This is a genomic window from Lacibacter cauensis (assembly GCF_007830055.1).
GTDB classification, from domain to species: Bacteria; Bacteroidota; Bacteroidia; order Chitinophagales; family Chitinophagaceae; genus Lacibacter; species Lacibacter cauensis.
The window spans coordinates 436,171-455,642 of the sequence record NZ_VLLE01000002.1 but is presented as its reverse complement, the minus strand read 5'-3'; the positions used below and the strand labels follow the sequence as shown (position 1 = coordinate 455,642).

At 42.1% G+C, this 19,472-nt stretch carries 18 protein-coding genes; 7 read left to right on the top strand and 11 right to left on the bottom strand.

What is annotated here, in order from left to right:
* A complete protein-coding gene (locus IQ13_RS01890; protein ID WP_144883945.1) occupies positions 1–1,248 on the bottom strand; it encodes an ABC transporter permease in 1,248 nt (415 codons plus the stop codon).
* Between the two features lie 152 nt (positions 1,249–1,400).
* Between IQ13_RS01890 and IQ13_RS01885 the strand changes: the two genes are divergently transcribed.
* The gene (locus IQ13_RS01885) at positions 1,401–2,999 is read left to right on the top strand and encodes a peptide chain release factor 3 (protein WP_242009454.1); all 1,599 of its coding nucleotides are present in this window, start codon (positions 1,401–1,403) and stop codon (positions 2,997–2,999) included.
* Positions 3,000–3,095: 96 nt separating this feature from the next.
* Positions 3,096–3,614, top strand: coding sequence for a GNAT family N-acetyltransferase (locus IQ13_RS01880; RefSeq protein WP_144883941.1), 519 nt, complete (start codon positions 3,096–3,098; stop codon positions 3,612–3,614).
* A gap of 47 nt (positions 3,615–3,661) precedes the next feature.
* Here IQ13_RS01880 and IQ13_RS01875 read toward each other — a convergent pair whose 3' ends face one another.
* Entirely contained in the window at positions 3,662–4,177 is a 516-nt protein-coding gene (locus IQ13_RS01875; RefSeq protein ID WP_144883939.1) for a YkgJ family cysteine cluster protein, read from the bottom strand.
* Positions 4,178–4,343: 166 nt separating this feature from the next.
* Here IQ13_RS01875 and xerD point away from each other — a divergent pair, with 166 nt between their 5' ends.
* Together xerD and IQ13_RS01865 are read left to right on the top strand one after the other, a co-directional pair.
* Positions 4,344–5,252: a site-specific tyrosine recombinase XerD gene (xerD, locus tag IQ13_RS01870; protein WP_144883937.1), complete on the top strand. Its 909-nt coding sequence runs from the start codon at positions 4,344–4,346 to the stop codon at positions 5,250–5,252.
* An 18-nt stretch (positions 5,253–5,270) separates the two neighbouring features.
* Positions 5,271–6,365 carry a glycoside hydrolase family 18 protein gene (locus IQ13_RS01865; protein ID WP_144883935.1) on the top strand — a complete coding sequence of 365 codons (1,095 nt, stop codon included), beginning with the start codon at positions 5,271–5,273 and terminating at the stop codon, positions 6,363–6,365.
* Between the two features lie 11 nt (positions 6,366–6,376).
* Here IQ13_RS01865 and IQ13_RS01860 read toward each other — a convergent pair whose 3' ends face one another.
* From IQ13_RS01860 to IQ13_RS01845, 4 genes are all read right to left on the bottom strand, one after another.
* Positions 6,377–6,835, bottom strand: a complete 459-nt coding sequence (locus IQ13_RS01860; protein ID WP_144883933.1) for a hypothetical protein — start codon at positions 6,833–6,835, stop codon at positions 6,377–6,379.
* Between the two features lie 20 nt (positions 6,836–6,855).
* Positions 6,856–8,160 carry a coiled-coil domain-containing protein gene (locus tag IQ13_RS01855; protein ID WP_144883931.1) on the bottom strand — a complete coding sequence of 435 codons (1,305 nt, stop codon included), beginning with the start codon at positions 8,158–8,160 and terminating at the stop codon, positions 6,856–6,858.
* Between the two features lie 294 nt (positions 8,161–8,454).
* Complete coding sequence (locus IQ13_RS01850) at positions 8,455–9,450, bottom strand: T9SS type A sorting domain-containing protein (protein ID WP_144883929.1); 996 nt, start codon at positions 9,448–9,450, stop codon at positions 8,455–8,457.
* 6 nt (positions 9,451–9,456) lie between these two features.
* Entirely contained in the window at positions 9,457–10,494 is a 1,038-nt protein-coding gene (locus IQ13_RS01845) for a carboxypeptidase-like regulatory domain-containing protein (RefSeq protein WP_158637282.1), read from the bottom strand.
* A gap of 128 nt (positions 10,495–10,622) precedes the next feature.
* Between IQ13_RS01845 and IQ13_RS01840 the strand changes: the two genes are divergently transcribed.
* The 3 genes from IQ13_RS01840 to IQ13_RS01830 all read left to right on the top strand — a co-directional run bounded on the left by IQ13_RS01840 (position 10,623) and on the right by IQ13_RS01830 (position 13,400).
* Positions 10,623–11,204, top strand: coding sequence for an RNA polymerase sigma factor (locus tag IQ13_RS01840; RefSeq protein ID WP_144883925.1), 582 nt, complete (start codon positions 10,623–10,625; stop codon positions 11,202–11,204).
* A 13-nt stretch (positions 11,205–11,217) separates the two neighbouring features.
* Positions 11,218–12,492 carry a carboxypeptidase-like regulatory domain-containing protein gene (locus tag IQ13_RS01835; protein ID WP_144883923.1) on the top strand — a complete coding sequence of 425 codons (1,275 nt, stop codon included), beginning with the start codon at positions 11,218–11,220 and terminating at the stop codon, positions 12,490–12,492.
* 74 nt (positions 12,493–12,566) lie between these two features.
* Complete coding sequence (locus IQ13_RS01830; protein WP_199758150.1) at positions 12,567–13,400, top strand: DUF2911 domain-containing protein; 834 nt, start codon at positions 12,567–12,569, stop codon at positions 13,398–13,400.
* 172 nt (positions 13,401–13,572) lie between these two features.
* Here the strand turns inward: IQ13_RS01830 and IQ13_RS01825 are convergent, their stop codons facing one another.
* From IQ13_RS01825 to IQ13_RS01810, 5 genes are all read right to left on the bottom strand, one after another.
* The gene (locus IQ13_RS01825; RefSeq protein ID WP_144883921.1) at positions 13,573–13,989 is read right to left on the bottom strand and encodes a hypothetical protein; all 417 of its coding nucleotides are present in this window, start codon (positions 13,987–13,989) and stop codon (positions 13,573–13,575) included.
* A gap of 171 nt (positions 13,990–14,160) precedes the next feature.
* Positions 14,161–14,634: a hypothetical protein gene (locus tag IQ13_RS01820; protein WP_144883919.1), complete on the bottom strand. Its 474-nt coding sequence runs from the start codon at positions 14,632–14,634 to the stop codon at positions 14,161–14,163.
* Positions 14,635–14,651: 17 nt separating this feature from the next.
* Positions 14,652–16,367, bottom strand: a complete 1,716-nt coding sequence (locus tag IQ13_RS01815; RefSeq protein ID WP_144883917.1) for a sodium:solute symporter family protein — start codon at positions 16,365–16,367, stop codon at positions 14,652–14,654.
* Positions 16,368–16,515: 148 nt separating this feature from the next.
* Positions 16,516–16,680: a hypothetical protein gene (locus IQ13_RS21300; RefSeq protein ID WP_158637281.1), complete on the bottom strand. Its 165-nt coding sequence runs from the start codon at positions 16,678–16,680 to the stop codon at positions 16,516–16,518.
* 51 nt (positions 16,681–16,731) lie between these two features.
* The gene (locus IQ13_RS01810) at positions 16,732–19,311 is read right to left on the bottom strand and encodes a PIG-L family deacetylase (protein WP_144883915.1); all 2,580 of its coding nucleotides are present in this window, start codon (positions 19,309–19,311) and stop codon (positions 16,732–16,734) included.
* Positions 19,312–19,472: the final 161 nt, after the last annotated feature.

The following is a 19,472-nucleotide window of genomic DNA, read 5'->3' as shown; positions in this document are numbered from 1 at the left end:
TTATTTACTACGGATGGCTACAACAGGATCCATTTTTGCGGCAATAAACGCAGGTATGATTCCTGCAAGAATGCCTGTAATGATACAAACCATCACGGCGCCAAGAAACAATCCAATTGAAATAAATACTTTGAATTTAAAGGCAGCAGATAACGCAAAGGTTAATCCAAACACCATCGCCAAACCTATAATACCACCTAGTATACAAAGAAAGGCGCTCTCCATTAAAAACTCAGCAAGTATGGTTCTGCGTTTGGCACCAATGGCTTTCTTCAACCCAATAATGCTGGTACGTTCACGAACGGTAACAAACATAATATTGGCTACACCAAAAATGCCCACGATAAACGAAAGGATGGTAATGGCAATACCGCCAATCGTCATACCATCAAATATAGAAGTGATTTGTGTTGCACCTGTACTTACATCATTCAATGCAAAATTATCTTCCTGCTTAGGATTCAGTTTTCGTATGCTGCGCATAACACCTCGCAATTCGTTTTTCAAATCCTCAACCGGTACATTCTCTTTTCCCTTCACCAATATAAACCCATCACTTCTTGCTTCGTTACCTACCTGACTGGCAAAGCGGTATGGAATGATGATAACATTATCAAAATCCCAACCACCCAACAGGTTTTGTCCCTGCTTCTTAATAACACCCACCACATTTACTTTACGTCCTTTAATGTCAACCGTTTTTCCAACTGCGTATTCAGCTTTATCGAACAATTTTTCAGCAACATTATAGCCCATTACCACGCTGGCCGTACCATATGCAAATTCATTATTGGATAAATAGCGGCCTGTACCCATTTCAACCGGCTGTATTTCGTTGAACTCTTCCGTAACACCATACCAGTTTACGGATGACAATGACACATCTTTATAATCGATTGCGGAAGCATTGAAATAAGTGTACGCAACATTACCGGCCAGCGACATCCGCTGTTTTACCGGAGCCATTTCTTTAAACTTGGCGTTCGGTCGACTGATGTATTTCCACCAGGGGTATTCGCCACCGCCACCCCAGGGCCATTTCTGTACATAAATGGTATTGTTGCCAAACGATTTAAACTCGTTTTTAATGCTGCTTTCAAGGCTACCAACCGTAGCCATTACGCTGATGATACAGAAGATGCCAAACGTAATCCCTAACAAACTCAAAAAAGTACGGAGCTTATTTTTCCTTAATTCCTGTGTGGCAAACAACAGGCTGTTCCAGAAGATTTCGAAGGTTTTACGCATAGTCAAATTTATACTGATTTGTGGAAGCACAAAGAAAATTGTTACAAATGGAAGCCTTTGACGGCTTACCTTTGCGGGCTTAAAAAGGCCGATAGTTCATAGTTAATAGTTCATAGTCGTTTCCGACCACTATTATCAATGAACTATGAACCATGAACTTCGACATGAAATTTACAAACGAAATCAACCGCCGACGCACATTCGCCATCATCTCCCACCCGGATGCGGGTAAAACCACCCTTACCGAAAAGTTGCTGTTGTTTGGTGGTGCCATCCAGGTGGCAGGCGCCGTAAAAAGTAACAAGATCAAGAAACATGCAACCAGCGATTTCATGGAAATTGAACGCCAGCGTGGTATCTCGGTTGCTACTTCGGTAATGACGTTTGAATACAATGGCATATTGATCAACCTGCTCGATACACCCGGTCACAAAGACTTTGCAGAAGATACGTACCGTACATTGACTGCTGTTGACAGTGTTATCCTGGTAATTGACAGTGTGAATGGTGTGGAAGACCAGACCCGACGCTTGATGGAAGTGTGCCGCATGCGTGATACACCGGTAATTGTGTTCATCAACAAAATGGACCGTGATGGTAAGAACCGTTTCGACTTGCTGGAAGAAGTAGAAAAAGAACTGAGCCTGCACCTCCACCCCATGACCTGGCCCATCAACAGCGGTAAAGAATTTAAAGGCGTATATGATCTCGATAAAAAATCGCTGGTATTGTTTACGCCCAATACAAAAGCCAGCGATGAAGATGTGGTGGAAATTAAAGATCTGAGCAATAAAATACTCGATGAAAAAGTAGGCGAAGCCGATGCCAATACCCTGCGTGAAGATGTGGAACTGGTAGATGGTGTATACGGTGACCTTAATGTTGATCAATACCTGAAAGGAAAAATTGCACCCGTGTTTTTCGGCAGTGCCGTAAACAACTTTGGTGTAAAAGAAATGCTGGATACGTTTATCCGTATTGCACCCTTGCCGCAAAGCAGAGAAACATCTACCCGCCACTTAGATGTGCAGGAAGAAAAACTGAGCGGTTTTATTTTTAAAATTCACGCCAACCTCGATCCCAAACACCGTGACCGAATTGCGTTTTTGCGTGTGTGCAGCGGTAAGTTTGAACGGAACAAATACTATCATCATGTGCGCTTAGATAAGGATGTACGTTTCAGTAATCCTTATTCCTTTATGGCCCGCCAGAAAGATGTGATTGAAGAAGCTTATCCGGGCGATGTGGTGGGCTTGTTTGATACCGGCAACTTTAAAATTGGTGATACACTTACAGAAGGTGAAAATTTTTACTTCACCGGTATTCCTTCGTTTTCGCCGGAATTGTTTAAGGAAGTGATCAATAAAGATCCGATGAAGACCAAGCAACTGGAAAAAGGTTTGCTGCAGTTAACCGACGAAGGTGTGGCGCAGCTGTTTACCCAGTTTGGCGGTAACAAAAAGATCATTGGCTGTGTAGGCGAACTGCAGTTTGAAGTAATTCAATACCGCTTGTTGCAGGAATATGGCGCCAGTGCAGAATTCCGTTCTCTACCCTATTATAAAGCTTGTTGGATTACGAGTAAAGATCAAAAAAAGCTGGACGAGTTTACCCGTTTTAAAACCAACAATATTGCGGCAGATAAAGACGGGCATCTGGTTTACCTGGCACAAAGCGAATGGTTCCTCAATACCGAACGGCAGAACAACCCCGATATTGAGTTCCACTTTACCAGCGAAATTCATAAGTAAACAGTGGTTGGTACGGTTGCAAACCGTCATACCAACTAAACAAAAAACTCCAGTTATACGTCTTACGGCCGATGGCCGCACCGACGAAAAGCAGCTATGATCCTATTTGAATCTGAACGATTATTGGTAAAAACTTATACCGCTGCCGATGGCGATGCATTCTTTCGCTTTCATGGCGATGCAGAAGTGATGCGCTTTATTCGTGCACCAAAAACAAGAGAACAAACTGATGCATTCCTGTTGGAGAACCTGCAGTTTTATCTCGATCATCCGGGCATCGGTCGTTTTGCAGTAATTGAAAAAGCAACCGGCGAATACATTGGTTCATTTTCATTACTGCCGTTAGAAGATACCGTGAACTATCATTTGGGCTATGGCTTTTTGCAACATGCATGGGGCAAAGGTTATGCAACAGAACTGGTTGCTGCTTCCATCAATTATACCTTTCAAACAATCAAGCGTGATGTAATTATGGCCATCACTCTTCCGCAACATCTTGCTTCGCAAAAAGTATTATTGAAAGCAGGATTTGTTGAAAGCGGCACTATCATACAGGAAGGTGAAAACCTGAAACTGTTTTGCCTGCAGCAGAAAAAAGAATCGTCACTACCGTAACAAGCGTTAACAGTAATGACGATTCAAGTATAGTTGCATAAGCGTTCTTAGATCTTTCCTACTTTCTCCATCATTTTCTCTACCAATTTATAAGTAGCCGGACAATACTCTACGTTCTGTTTGTACACATGTACCCAATCCGTAAAGTTCTTTTTGGTGTGATGCGGGAAGGTTGCACAATCAACCGGACGTATTTCGTAAATCGAACACTTATTGTCTTTCAAATTCAGAAACTGGCAGGGCTGTTTCTTGTTCATCATATCGCCGGTGCTGCGTTCTTTGTACAACCACTTCTCGGTAAACTCTTCAGGCGTTTGGTTAAAGTGTGCAGAGATGCGTTTAATATCCTGCTTGGTAAATGTCGGTGTCATGGTTTTACAGCAGTTGGCACAAGCCAGGCAATCCGTTTCGGCCCACACTTCTTTATCCATTTCCTTTGCCAGCTTATCCATTCCTTTTGGCTTCACTGTTTCCAAACGGGTAAGAAAATAACGGAAACGACGACGGTTCTGTTGCATTAAACGTTTGAAGAAAGGAAGATGCATGGGTTTTGATGATTGCATACCGGTATTGATTATTAAACAGCGAATATAGGGATTCAAGTGTTTAAAATAATAAAGCAATGCCACAAAGACCCAAAGACAAAAAGTTCGCTAAGCATTTTTTTATTCGTGTTTCTTTGTGCTTTCGTGTCTTAGTGGCAATTTTAGTAAACTATTGAGACAACAAATGTGGGACCCGTATAAAAAAGGTTTTAAAGCTTACCTGCAACTGGAACGTTCGCTGAGTGATAACTCAGTGGAAGCTTACCTGCACGATGTTGAAATGCTGACGCAATACCTGCAGCACATCAATGATCTGAAAAATCCTTCGGAGCTGGTATTAAAAGACCTGCAGCAGTTTGTAAAATGGATTGCCGAGCTGGGCATGAGTGCAGGCAGCCAGGCCAGAATTATTTCGGGGCTTCGGCAGTTTTATAAATACTGTCTGCTGGAACAGATCAGCACAACAGACCCTACTGCATTGCTGGAAGCACCCAAACTCAAACGCACACTCCCCGATACACTCAGCTACGAAGAAATTGAAAGCATGATCAACCAGATAGATCTGAGCAAACCGGAAGGCGGTCGTAACAAAGCTATTCTTGAAACCATGTACAGTTGCGGTTTGCGTGTAAGTGAAGTGGTGAATTTAAAACTATCGAACCTTTTTCTCGATGTAGGCTTCATTCGTGTAATTGGTAAAGGCGATAAAGAACGGTTAGTGCCCATTGGCAGCAGCGCTGTTAAATACATCGAAATTTATGTAAACAATATTCGTGTGCATGTGCAGCCGAAAAAAGGAAAAGAAGATTATGTTTTTCTCAACCGTCGTGGCGATGAGTTAACAAGAGTAATGATCTTCCTCATCATTAAAGAACTAGCCAGGAAAGCAGGTATTGAAAAAAACATTTCGCCACACACCTTCCGTCATTCCTTTGCTACGCATTTGGTAGAAGGCGGAGCCGACTTACGTGCTGTACAGGAAATGCTGGGCCACGAAAGTATTACCACTACCGAAATTTATACGCATCTCGACCGTGAGTTCCTGCGTAAAACATTGGAGCAATATCATCCCGGCTTTGGAAAAAAAGCTTAACCACAAACAACACTCAGTATGAAGCAACGCATCATCGGTATCCTCCTGTTTGTACTTACTTGCAGTATGTGTACAGCACAAAAAACTGCAGACAACCACATGGAAATAATTGCTTACTACGCCGGTGGCAGCCAAGCGATAGACCAATTCAAGGTAGAGCAGTTGACTCAAATCATTTTTTCGTTTGGGCATTTAAAAGGTAATCGTTTACACATTGGCAGTGCAAGAGATACTGCTACCATTCACAAACTGGTAGCACTGAAAAAAAGAAATACAAAGTTGAAAGTCTTGCTGTCGCTAGGTGGTTGGGGCGGTTGTGCTCCCTGTTCTGACGTGTTTTCTACAAACGAAGGACGCTCAGCATTTGCAGCATCGGTAAAAGAACTGCTGCAGTATTTTAAAGCCGATGGGATTGATCTTGATTGGGAATACCCTGCTATTGAAGGGCACCCCGGTCACACGTACAGAAAAGAAGACAGAGACAATTTTACTGCACTCGTAAAAGCATTGCGTACAACATTGGGCAAGCAAAAGATCATCAGCTTTGCAGCTGGTGGTTTTGATGAATTTTTACAGGAATCCATCGACTGGAAAGCGGTGCTGCCCGTTATCAATTTCGTAAACGTAATGACCTACGATTTTGTTGGCGGCTACAGTAAAGTAACAGGCCATCACACTTCACTCTACTCAACAGCAACACAAAAAAGATCGGCCGATAATGTTGTCCGCTACTTTGAATCCATCAACGCTCCGCTCAAGAAAATCATTCTTGGTGCTGCCTTTTATGCCCGAACATGGGAACAGGTAAGTAACAACAATAACGGCTTGTACCAGTCAGGCAGCTTCAAATCGTTTATCTCCTTCAGCCAGTTTCAGCAACGCCTCAACACCGACAGCGGTTTTGTTTATTACAGAGATACTGTTGCACAGGCCCCTTACGCCTACAACGAACGCACAAAAACCTTCGCTACTTTTGATGATGCAGTTTCTGTTGCAGCAAAAGTGAAGTATATACAACAGAAAAAACTTGGCGGCATCATGTTTTGGGAACTGTCGCTCGACAAACCTGAAAACGGTTTGTTACAAATAATTACGAATACCAGAAGCCAATAACCAGCTGCCGGTTAAATGGGCAGTAACAGCAACAAACTTTTTACTTTTTCACTGATGCGCTTTACGGGTGTAGACCGTTGCAGAAATTCGATGCCGTGTATATCACTCATCCACTTTTCAAACTTAGCAGCATTCAGGTACAAATGCTTTATCGAATACAATCCCAATTCGTGCTTTGTAAACGGTACGCATACATCCAGCAGGTTGCTGTAATAACGACTGCCTAACTGAAACTGCATCCAGTATTTATTGGAGAATTCGCCCGGTTCAAAAATCAATAGCATGTTATGCAGCTGATCGAACCGGAGTGATGTTTCGTAAAACAAAAAATTGAAGGTTTGTAACTGTTCAGCAGGTTGAACAAAAACAGCCTCCCTGCTTACTGCGGGCAGGGAAGCTGTGTGAACACTTGTTAAACTTAACTTCTGTTGCAGTAATAATGAAATTTCAGCGGTATTGAATTGTAACATATATGGTAGAATGGTTGTGTCTATTGGTACTGCATGTGCCCGTTGCCGTTAATAACCGGCTGCCCTTCGGTGGCAGTTTGAAAATGAGCAAACCTGGTTTCAATATCTTTCATCACCAGCAGCATTTCCTTGCTCAAGCGTTCCCGCTCCTGCAGTTTGTGCTGCAGTTCTTCAATTAATTGCACTTGCTGCTGTTTTGTTTTGTGCATTTCTTCAATGGCCTGTTCTTTTTGCTGCAGCTGTTCCTGCAAAGCCATTACCGAAGATTGTAACGAACCTGTTTGTTCCATCCACGCATCTTCTCTTAAACGCATATTCTCCTGCACATTTTTAATTTCTTCTTCCAGCCTTTCCCTTTCGGCAAGCATTGGCTGCAGTTGCAACAGTTCTTCTTCGGCTGTTCGTTTTTCTTGTTGCAGTTTGGTGATGCTTTCGTTTAAACGTTCGTTACTTGCAAGCAGCTGTTCGTAAGAGTAAGTATCCCGGAGAATAGCTGTTAAATGATCTCTGAACTGCTCAACTTTTTCAGCCACCTGCGAAGCCTGGATTCTTGTGGCCGTAATGCCTGCTTTTTGCAGCAACATCTCCTCGCTGAGGCTTTGATTTTGTATAGCCTCCTTCAATTGCTCTTTCAATTGCATGATCTGTTGTTGCAAATGCTGCTCTTTATCGCTTGCGGAAGAACCAATCAATTGTTGCTGTAGTTGTTGAATTTCTTCCTGTGCTTCTTCAAGTTGAGCAGTCAGACGATCATTTGTCACTTGCGTTTCAGCTAAAAGCTGACGTAGTTGATGTATCTCTGGTTTTTCAGTTTCCTCTGGTGATTGTTCGTTTTCGTTTTGTATGATTAATTCACAGTATTGTTGATCAATTGCGTTTCGTTGCTGTTCCGATTGACGAAGTTTTTGTTCTGCTTCCAGCAGGTTACGCTCCTGCTGAATAATTTTTTCCTGCAGGTTATGCATCACTGTTTCCTGTTCGGATAAATCGGTTTTTGCCGTTCCATTTTTCAGTTCTTCAATATGTGTTAATGCCTTGGCGTATTGCACCTGCAGATCCATATGTCGTTTTTCAGCTGCTTTGATTTCATCCTGTAAAAGCGCCTCCGTTTCTTCACGCCGAAGAATTTCTGCACTGAATTTATTTTGCAATACTTCTACTGCAGTCTCCCGTGCTTCCTCCTCGCTCGAATAACTGTCTTTTCGTAGCTGGCTCCAGAATAGTTTTAACAAATACCCCGCTGTTATTGCAGCAACAATAATTACCAGCAACTCTATTATGTGCAGCGATACCACTGCAGCAGCTGTAAAACCTGTATACATCATAGCTTCCCGTTTAAATGCGTTTCATGTGTGCATTTGTTGTTGTTTTTCATTTGCCACATGCTGTAACAAAACTTTCTGCAAAGCCAGTCAGTCGGAATAATCATCGCAGCTGGCTGCAAAAAATTTTCATTGAATAATTATTTCATGGAGACAGCTGTAAGACACTCGTAGCTACAAACGGGATTATTGGTGAGATGATTTTCTAAAAACAAATATCAAACCAAACTTAAATTTTGTGGAAAAGAAAAAGGGCCGCCAATGGCGGCCCGGCATAGGTGTTTGCCAAAGCAAACCTTATTGAACAATGAGTTTACTACTCTGCAGCAGGGTTTTGTTTTCATCCATTACCTGTATCATATACATACCGGCGGGCATTGCATTAGTAACAGGCAATTGCTGCGTTTCGTTTTTGCCGGTGATCTGTTTTTTAAAACTGTAAAGTAACTGACCGGAGGCGCTAGATAACCGAATTTGATAGACTCCCGGTTTCAAATCAGAAAAAGAAAGTTGTACCGTTCCGCTGGCAGCCACGGGATTAGGATAAACCTTGATCTTTGCTTGCTCAGCAATAACAGCACTTTCCTTCTTACTTTGTGTTTCTAAAATCTTTACTCCGGCAGCCAAACAGACAAACCTCCCGGCCAATTCATCCATTTTTAATGCAGACATTTTTGCATTTCCTCGTCCACATGAAATCCTTGAATAAGCCATTACTGTAATTTCTTTTAACTCAACAAAAATTGGCTTCAATTCGAAACGGTATCTTGCCTTCTTCGCCTGCTTACCCGTTAGCTGCAGCGGCTGATAACCTGTTGCAGTTACTGTAATCAGACTTTCATCTGCAATGAGCGAGTCTGTTTCATAACGGCCATAGTCATCTGCAATAAAAGCCATCACCTTTGCTGCATTTGTAGAAGCGATGTGCAGACTTGCAGCGCTTACCCCAACATTTGTTTTTGCATCAACCACATGCAAAATTTTCCTGTTTGCCTTTTTGGTTGTGATAAGCACAACGGGTTTCGGTTTAGTATAGCAAGAGTAGATTTTAGTAGTTGATTCTTTTATCAGATCAATGGATACAATATCTGTTGGATCGAGCAGGTTTATTTCTCTATCGGTTACCAAAAATCCATCAACAACATATAGCACATCATTTGCGGCAAGAGTACCGCTGCAACGTAAACGAATTGTATCCGAATTTTTCGAAGCTGATTCTTTTTGTTGTTGAGCCTGTGCAGAAGTGTTTACGGTTAAAGCTGAACAAAGTACAATTAAGCAGATCGTTTTCATAGCAGTTTATTGAATAATGAGTTTACTGTTCTGAATCATTTTATTCTTTTCATCTGTAACCTGTACAACATATATTCCTGCAGCCATCTGCTTACTCAGGTGAATCTGCTCCGTTTCATTTTTACCACTGATTTGTTTTTGAAAACTGTAAAACAGCTGACCATTGTTATTCAGCACACGAATCTGGTAGGCGCCTGGCTTTACATCGGGGAATGTTAGCTGAACCGTTCCTGAGGCAGCAACTGGATTAGGATAAATCTGTACGGGCACCGGAAGCAGTGTATCCTTAATCCTGTTCCAGAAAGTATACGTTGTTTTCTTTACAGAGGTAGTATAGGCAACTTTACCTTTTCTTGTTGCATATCCGGTAACAATCACCTCTCCCATTAACATCGGAGCCTGTTTCATTTTAAGCACAACCGCATTTTTGATTGACGATTTCGACAGTTTTATTGCTGCAGTTTCGTAACCGATGTAACTGTATTGCAACACATCTTTGTGAGATGTTACTGCTACTTTAAAACTGCCATCCTCTGCAGTAACAACGCCTATTCCTGTTCCCTTAACTGTAACCGAAACACCTGCCAAAGGTTCTTTTGTTACAGCATCAATTACTTTACCTTCTACCAACTGCCCTTTTACCGCCGGTGACGTCATGAACGTTCCAACGGTTACAAGTGTTGATGGATCGAACTGTACTGCTTCAATCGTATCGTTGCTCGCAGGCGATTTGGTTTGTGCACTTGCTTTAACAGAAAATACCGCAGCAGGCATCAGCAACGATGCGGCATATTTTATAAAACGTGAAGCCGGTTTTAATTCAATGGATTGTATCGGCCTGTTGAGTTGTTCGTCTGCAAAACGGCCACAGCTGCTGCTGTTATAATTGTTGAAAAAAGCGATGATTTCTTCGTCGCTCTTCGTTGTAAAATCAATCACATTTTTTTGGCAAGAGCCACAGAAACGTCCCTGTTCAACAGGCGACATCTTGTTCCAATCTTCGTGGCATGGTTCGGCAACAGTAATGTTAAAAGCGGACTGCATAGCAAGTTGTTTTTGAGGTGATGGTTTACTGCAAAAGCAGGTTACACGCATTTGATGTAACAGTCTTAACGATTACATACAAAGCCTGAAAATATTTTTTGCCTATCTTCCCGCCTCAACTTTTTGGCTTGGCGTTCATCAGAGAAAAAGACAATACAAACCGAAGCGATGCAGAACTGGTTTCCCTTTACCGGTCGGGTGGCGATTTAACGGTATTGAGCCAACTTTACCAACGTTATATGGATCTGGTGTATGGTCTTTGTATCAACTACCTGAAAGATGCGGAAACGGCCAAGGATGCGGTTATTAGTATTTACGAGGAGCTGGTGGTTAAGCTGAAGCAACACGAAGTGAGCAATTTTAAAAGCTGGCTGTACACCCTCAGCCGTAACCACTGCCTCATGCAGCTGCGGAAAGAAAAAGGTATACGTACGGTTGAAATTGCGGATGATTTTATGCAAAACAGCGCATTGCCGCATCTGGATGAAGTAAAGGCAAAAGAAGAACAGCTAAACAGTATGGAAGATTGCCTGGAAAAACTGGCAGCCGAACAAAAAACCTGTGTTACCTTGTTTTACCTGCAGGGCAAATGTTATAACGATATTACCGAACTTACAGGTATTGAATGGAATAAAGTACGGAGCTATATACAAAACGGACGGAGAAATTTGAAACTTTGTATGGAAAACAAGCTGGAAGCAGATAGCTGACAGCTGCAAGCGAATGATGAACCACAGTGCACACGATATTGAACGTTACCTCAACCGGCAAATGAATGCTGCAGAAATGCATGCATTTGAAAAAGCCATGATGGACGATCCCTTCCTTGCCGATGCAGTGGATGGTTACCGTACTGTTGTGCCACAGCAAACAATTCAACACGACCTGGCCGAACTGCAGCAACGCATCAACAATAAAAAAGAAAACGGTAAGCTAATTACCGGCTTCTTTAAACCATGGATGCAGCTGGCAGCCGTTGCAATCATCCTGCTGGCAACGGCAGTTACGCTTTACCGTGTACTCAATAAACCGGAAGTAACCGATACAGCGGTTGTGGTACCCAAACAAACGGAGCCGGCAGCACCTGTTACTAAAAAGCCAACCAAAGTTGATTCGTCTACCATTGCCGTAGCCGATGTCCCTGTGCCGTTTGTAAATACACCGGTTCGTCCAAAGCAGGAAAAGCAGGCAACTGTACCTTCCGTTTCGCCTGCTGAGACCTTCGCCATTGCAGAAACAAAGCCAGTTGTAAAGGATAGTAACAGCAACGATGTAGCCATGAATACGACCGCTGCCGCACCTCCATCTGTTGCTGCGGCAGCAAATGAAATACAGCAGAACAACAATAAGGCTGCAAGAATGCAAATGAAAGCAAAATCGGTTCCGGTAAAACTCAACCGCTTTGCTGGTGTGGTAGTTGATGAAAATAATCAACCGCTGCCCTTTGCCAATATTGTTGAAGTAAAATCGGGCGTGGGTACGTATGCCGATGCAAAAGGCAACTTCGTAATGGTGGCAGGTGATTCGGTTTTATCAATCGAAACAAGGTCGGTAGGTTACAGTACAGCCAATGTGCAAATACGTTCCAGCAACCAGCAAAAGATCGTATTGCGTGATGAAGCGGTGAGTTATGGATATCTATCTAAAGAACAGCTGTTCGAACGTAACAAGCAACGCAACAGCCGGATGAAGGAAGAGCTGATTGAAATGGAAAGCGAACCCCTTGATGGCTGGGATAACTATTCAACCTATGTGTTAAACAACACCCGCAACAGTCGTTTTACCGATGAGAAAGTACGGTTGCAAGATAAAAGTTCGGTAAAAGAAGTTGAAGTATCATTTGACGTGTTGCCCGATGGCAATATTGCCAATTTTAAAGTGGAGCGTTCCAACTGTGCAACCTGCAACAGCGAAGCCATCCGTGTGCTAAAAGAAGGCCCTAAATGGAAATCGAAAAGCGGCAAAACCGAACGCACCCGTTTTACCGTTCAGTTCTGATAAGAGCCTCTTGTGAAATCACTCCTCATCTTTGTTGCACTTCCCTACCTTTGCCTCCTAAAAACTTTGTTATTATGAAAAGATTATTGCTCGTTCTTTCCTGTGTTGGCGTGTTTGCTGCAGCCAATGCACAGCAATTAAAAACACCCCAACCATCAACCACACAAACAATTAAACAAGATCTGGGCTTAGGCAACATCGAACTTTCGTACAGCCGCCCCAACATGAAAGGCCGTAAAATTTTTGGCGACCTCGTTCCCTTTGGTAAAGTATGGCGTACCGGTGCAAACAGTGCTACTACCTTAACCTTTACCGATGAAGTGATTATTGGTGGTACAAAAGTGCCTGCCGGTAAATATGGTTTACTTTCTATTCCTGATGCCAACGAATGGACCATCATTATTACCAAACAAACCGACGTAACCTCACCAGCTGCTTACAAGCAGGATATGGATGTGGTGCGTGTGAAAGCAAAACCGATGGCCTTGCCCTGGAGTTTTGAAACATTCGGTATTTCGTTCGAAAACATTAAAGACAATAGCTGCGATGTAATGATGGCGTGGGATAAAACACTGGTATCGTTTGCCATTACTACCGATGTTGATGGTAAAGTAATGAAGCAGATAGATGGTATTATGAAAGGTGACAGCAAACCTTATTTTGCTGCAGCTGCATACTATCTTGAAAACGGTAAAGACTTGAACCAGGCTGTTGCATGGTTTGACAAAGCGATTGAGCAAAACCCCAAAGCATTCTGGGTATATTACCAAAAAGCAAGAGCATTGGCAAAGCTGGGTAAGAAAGCTGATGCCATTGCTGTATCTAACAAATCAATCGAATTAGCAAAAGAAGCGAAGAACGATGATTATGTGGCGTTGAACGAAAAATTGCAGAAGGATTTGAAATAAGCTTTCATGCTTTACAAAAAAAGCCTCACCGTTTGGTGAGGCTTTTTTTGTACGCAGCTTTCTAATTAAATATTCCTCAATTGACTAGAGCTGAGTCTATTTCTACAAAAGCTGCTATAAAAAATTTCTGTTGCTGATCTGACAATCAATAACAATACAGCGTTTTAAATATTTAATCGGTTCCCCAGAAATCATCAGACAGCCTCTCTTTTTTTACAATTGACCTAATTACAACAACGGATTTACCTATCAGTACTAGCTCAATAAATAAAATAATAAAAGAAGTCATCCCTTTTGTTAGAAGGTCGCTCTTACTTTTAATTGTAGCCTCACTTGGATAACTTGAAACATACCGCAAATCCACACTGTCATATTTAACCACATTAATCAAAGAGTCTGGGGAAAGTGATTCGTTAAGATTGTAAGTCTTGTTACCTACAAAATACTTAACTGAATAACGGTATTCAACAGTACCATTATAATCAACATACTTATAGAAGTTCTCAACGATTCCCTTTGTTGTTTTAGTCTCTTTAAAATTGTAAACATATAGCTTGCTAAAACTATCGATAATAGTGTTATATGTCAACGGGACGATAATTAAGGTAAGCAATACCAACACATACCGCATATTAATCTGAAAATTGATAGTGATTATAAGATAGCTCCTGCTAAATATATATAATCATTTAATAGGTCGATTGGATTACCAACAATAGCAGTAAAAAGCCTCACCGTTTGGTGAGGCTTTTTTGTAAAATCATTTTATAATCGGGTAATTCTCGTACGGCAAACTTATAGGCGGCGAAACAGCCGAATTGTTTACTTTATTCAACGAGAAATAACTCATATCGCAACAATCTGTTTCCTTGCGGTTGTAACCGAAAAATAATGAATCGGTAAGGTTATTGTTGATGGAAATATAATACACCGAATAAGTAGCTGATACACCAAATGAAGTTACATAGTTAGTATCGGACACAACGGTTATGTTTCTGCGAACAGTTTCCAAAGCACCATTATCAATACGTCGTGCTTTTAATTGCACATTCGTTGTATCGTATTGCTTAAACGGCCCAGTGAGCAAATCTTTACCTGCACTGTTTAACACACGAAACGAGAATACAGGCACTGCTGCAAAACCGCAATCAGTACGTGCACAATCCGAACCACAGCCGCTGCCGGCAAATACTGCTGCTATCACCCCCGAAAAAAATATCAACTTCTTTATCATGTTGCAAATGTAATTCATCAGGCTTGTTTCCTGCCTGTTAAAGTTTGAATGAGCAAAGACAGCAGCACTACTGCAACCGCACCAATCACATTCAGCCATAAAAACGAAATGATCTTCAGGAAATAAATACCAATTACAATCACTTCCGAAATAATGGCGGCGGTAAACACAGCGTTGCCCTGCACCTTTTTTAAATAAAAAGCAACAAGGAAAATACCAAGAATTGTTCCATAAAACCAGCTGCCTAAAATATTGACTGCTTCAATTAAACTGTTGCCCAGGTTATAAGCGAAGAAAGCGATTACCACACAAAAAACACCCCAGGCCAACGTGTAAATTTTGCTCCAGCGGTATTCTTCAGCTTCAGTTAAAGTTTTGCTTGAAAATTTCTGGTGAAAGTCGATCATGGTACAGGAGGCCAGCGAATTAATGGCCGCAGCAATACTACCCCACGCTGCCAGGAAAATCACCGCAATAATCAAACCCACCAAACCAACAGGTAACGCATCACCAACAAAGCGTAAAAAAATATAATTGGTATCGTTGGTATCAGCGTTGGGGTCAGCTTTTTTTATCAATGCTTTCATTTCATCACGAATGGCCTTGCTTCTTACTTCCACATCTTTCAGTTCCATCCTTGTCATAGCAACAACTGCTTCGTTGTTTGTTTTCCGTGCATTGGTTAATGCAACAGCCAGTTCTTTTTTCTCCTGCTGCAACTGTTCAAACGAAATACCTTTTGCAACATACGCTTCCCTGTATTCACTCATCAATACCACACGCTCCTGTGTTTTATTAAAGAAAGCCGGCGCCTGGAAATAAGCATAATACGCAAACAGGAAACAACCAATGAGCAAAATCAAAAACTGCAGCGGCACTTTTACCAATCCATTCATCAGCAAGCCCAACCTGCTTTCTCGTGTATCTTTTGCTGTAAGATAGCGACCCACCTGGCTCTGATCGGTTCCGAAATAACTCAGTGCCAGGAAAAATCCACCAATCACTCCACTCCAGATATTGTAACGATCGTTCCAATCAAAACCCTTCTCCGTCATACCTGTTGTAATTACATTCAGCTTGCCCGATTTACCTGCAATGTGCAGGGCATCAGTAATACCCATTCCGTCCGGCAGCGATGAAATGGCATAGTAACCAGCTATAAACATAGCAGCATAAATAATAATGAACTGCAGCTGTTGTGTATACGCCACCGCACGTGCACCACCGGTAACGGTGTAGATGATGAGCAAACCTCCGGTTACAATATTGGTGATGTAAATATCCCAGCCCAGCATGCTGCTGAGTACAAGCGACGGTGCAAAAATGCTGATACCCGTACTCAAACCCCTCGACAACAAAAACAGGAACGATGTAAGTGAACGTGTCTTGATATCGAAGCGCTTTTCTAAAAACTCGTACGCTGTAAACAATTTCAGTTTATGAAACAACGGCACGAAGGTGACGCACACTACGATCATTGCCAATGGCAGACCGAAATAATATTGCACAAAACGCATTCCATCGGTATAGGCTTGTCCGGGTGCCGTTAAAAAAGTAACTGCACTGGCCTGTGTACCCATAATGCTCAACAATATAACCCACCAGGGCATTTGCCGGTTGCTTAAAAAATATCCTTCGAGATTTTTAGATGTGCGGCTTTTATAAATGCCATAGAGCATTACTGCAAGCAGCGTTACAATAAGAACAATCCAATCGGTGAGTTGAAAATTCATGCAAACTGTTGAGTAAAGAAGTAAAAGACGATGATTAATACAACAAGTGTAACTGCTACAGCAATGTACCAGCTATTCCATTTTTTTTCATTGTTACCGGGCAAGTTCGTGTTCATTTCAGTTGTTATTAAGCAGAAAGACTTTTCGATTATTCATCGTCTCTGGGTCGTAGATAGTACATCATAAACAAAGCGATGCCGATACCCAGTAACAAACCATACGCCACACGCTTGCTGATAAAACCGATCAGCAAACCAATACCTAAACCAACTAATAACGTTCGCTCTATGCCTGCCTGTTTTTGATTGCTCATTTTCTTCTTTCAAATAAAATAAAAACTTTTCTGCTACTCATTATTCATCACTCATCTCCCCTCTACTGGAGGTTTCGCCAGCAAGTTAGCCATTAAACGATAAGCACCGGGCACACCTGCAGGCAGCTGGCGGAAGAACGCCAATGCCGAATACACAAAACGCCCTTTACCGTAATTGGCAACAATTAAACTGCCGTTGCGTTGCGGTTCACCTGCATCGTTCATGCCGAATATGCTTACATAATTTGCATCCATACTTTCAGCTTCGTAAACACTCCGCTCCTGCACCCATCCGTTAAAATCGCTTTCGGTGATTTTATTGGGATAGTTCAACACAGGATGAGCAGGTGCGAGGAAACTTACTTTCGCATCTTCTTCGGTTACACGGTTGCGTGAGATGTTAAAAGGATAAGGCGACATTTTTGCTTTTACCGGACCAATCTGGTTACTGGTATTGTACTGCACAAGCAACACACCTCCATCGTTTACATATTTCATCAGCGGCTCGTAGGCGTTGCTAAGCCATGCATGCACATTGTATGCACGAATGCCGGTAACAACCGCATCATATTGCTTCAGCTTTTCTGCAGTAACATCTTCTTCTTTCAAAAATTCAACCGTATAACCTAATTGTTGCAGACAGTAGGGCATAAAATCGCCTGCACCATTTATATAACCGATCTTTTTGCCAACAATTTTCACATCAACTGTAACAAGTTTGGTCAGTGCGTCGGGGAAATAAGTAATGGTTGGAATATGATCGTACTCAATTTTATGTAAACGCTGACGGTTAGAACCTACTGCTACATTGCTGGTATAACTTGGCTGCAGATAAGTAACCTGTCCGCTAACGAACTTCTCCGGTTTTACATCAACGCTTAATTCATAATCCTCTCCTTTAATTAAATTAAACGTACCATGGTCAGGATTCAACTTCCAACCGTTGGATGTATTCAACGATACGGATGTTTTTGATTTTTGATTGGCCTGTGGCGAAAAAATGAAGTTGGCTTTCTTGCTGTTGTTATCCTTAAACAATAATAACGAATTGGTTGCTTTGATTAATGCAGAAGGATACACGACTAATTTTTGATACAACTCTCCTTTTACCGGATCGGTAAACTTGTACTGCACAGGTTTTACAAATACAAACTCTTCGCCTTCGATGGTAAGCGAAAACTTTACGGTGTAAACAGGATTATTTTCTGCCATGCCAATCTGTAATTGATTATCTACCGTAAACGTTCCGGTACTCATTGGTTTGGCAATCCAGTAAGGATCAGTTGCTCTTCTTCGTACCGATATCTTTCGGAGAAAATTAACCGGTTGATTGGGAGCTAATGTTCTATTCAATACTGTATCAATAAAATACGGCTGCTCGGCCATTTCTTTTTTGAAGGCCTGTTCGTAATTAGGCATTTGCCGTTTTACACTATCCGGTATCGCAATCATAAAACTGCTGTCGAGTTGTACACGCTTTACCACAATAGCAGTATTGGTTCTGTTGATGGCATTTACAGTTAATCGCAAACTGTCGCCTGTAACAACAAATTCCTGGCTGGTTGTTGCTTCTAACCATAAGCCTGCACAGGCTTCGATAAGCTGCTGTACTTCCTCCAGTTTCTTTTTCTTCCAGTCTCCATCGTTTATTTTTTCAATGGCTTTGTATAACTGCAGCAACCCTTTTACAGAAGCTGATGGATTCGTAGCAGAGAATTTTGCAGCAATTTCATCGATTAGTTGGTTAATGGCAGCACCACCTTCGTACCTGCTCCAATCGGTTACAATTCCTTCGGCAACATCGTTCTTTACCACATCACCGCCGGTTTGTGTAAAAAACTCAATAGCTGCTCCACGTTGTGCCGGTACACCAAAACCCTGGCTTTTGTGCATGCTTCGGCTTTCGGCTGCAATCTCACCATAGCTTTTTCCAAGCAATGGATTGAATGCACCTACATCCATCTTTAACTGATCGTTGGAAGTTGTATTGTTGCCACCGAAATTGAAGGTGTTCCAGAAAATGCGTTTGGTCTGCCATGGTTTTACGCCATAGAAAAACTGTTCGGGAAAACGATTGGGATCGGCCGCTGCATCAAACGCCTCACGGGCAAGCACAGCCGAAGCGGAATGATGTCCATGACCTGCACGTGCATCGGGTGGAAACCGTGTTACAATAAAATCGGGTTGAAACTTTCGGATAACCCACACCACATCGCTCAGTATTTTCTCTTTATCCCAAACCTTTAACGCTTCTTCTGTTGTTTTGGAAAAACCAAAATCAAATGCACGTGTAAAGAATTGTTCAGCACCATCAATGCGGCGTGCCGCCAGTAACTCCTGTGTACGGATGAGCCCGAGTTCAATGCCCTGTTCATCACCAATCAGGTTCTGGCCACCATCGCCTCTGGTCATACTTAAATAACCGGTGCGGTACATACGTTCTTTGCTGAAGTAAGCCAGCAAACGTGTATTCTCATCATCGGGATGAGCAGCGATGTACAACACACTGCCGATGACCTTTAGTTTTTTGATACCCAGTAATATTTCTGCACTGTTGAGTGCCTTGGGTGTTTGTGCTTTTGCAACTGATGCCGATAATATAACAAGCAATGCAACCAGATAATTCCTCATGCAATTCGATTAATGTTTGCGAAGATAGATATTGACCATAGCGGCTTTTTACCGATGATGGAATTTTAGACAATTTTAGTGTAAGTGCATCGAAGATGTCAGATACTTTTTAACTGATGGCGACTTTTTAAACCGCTGTCTTACGTCTTCGACGTACTGAC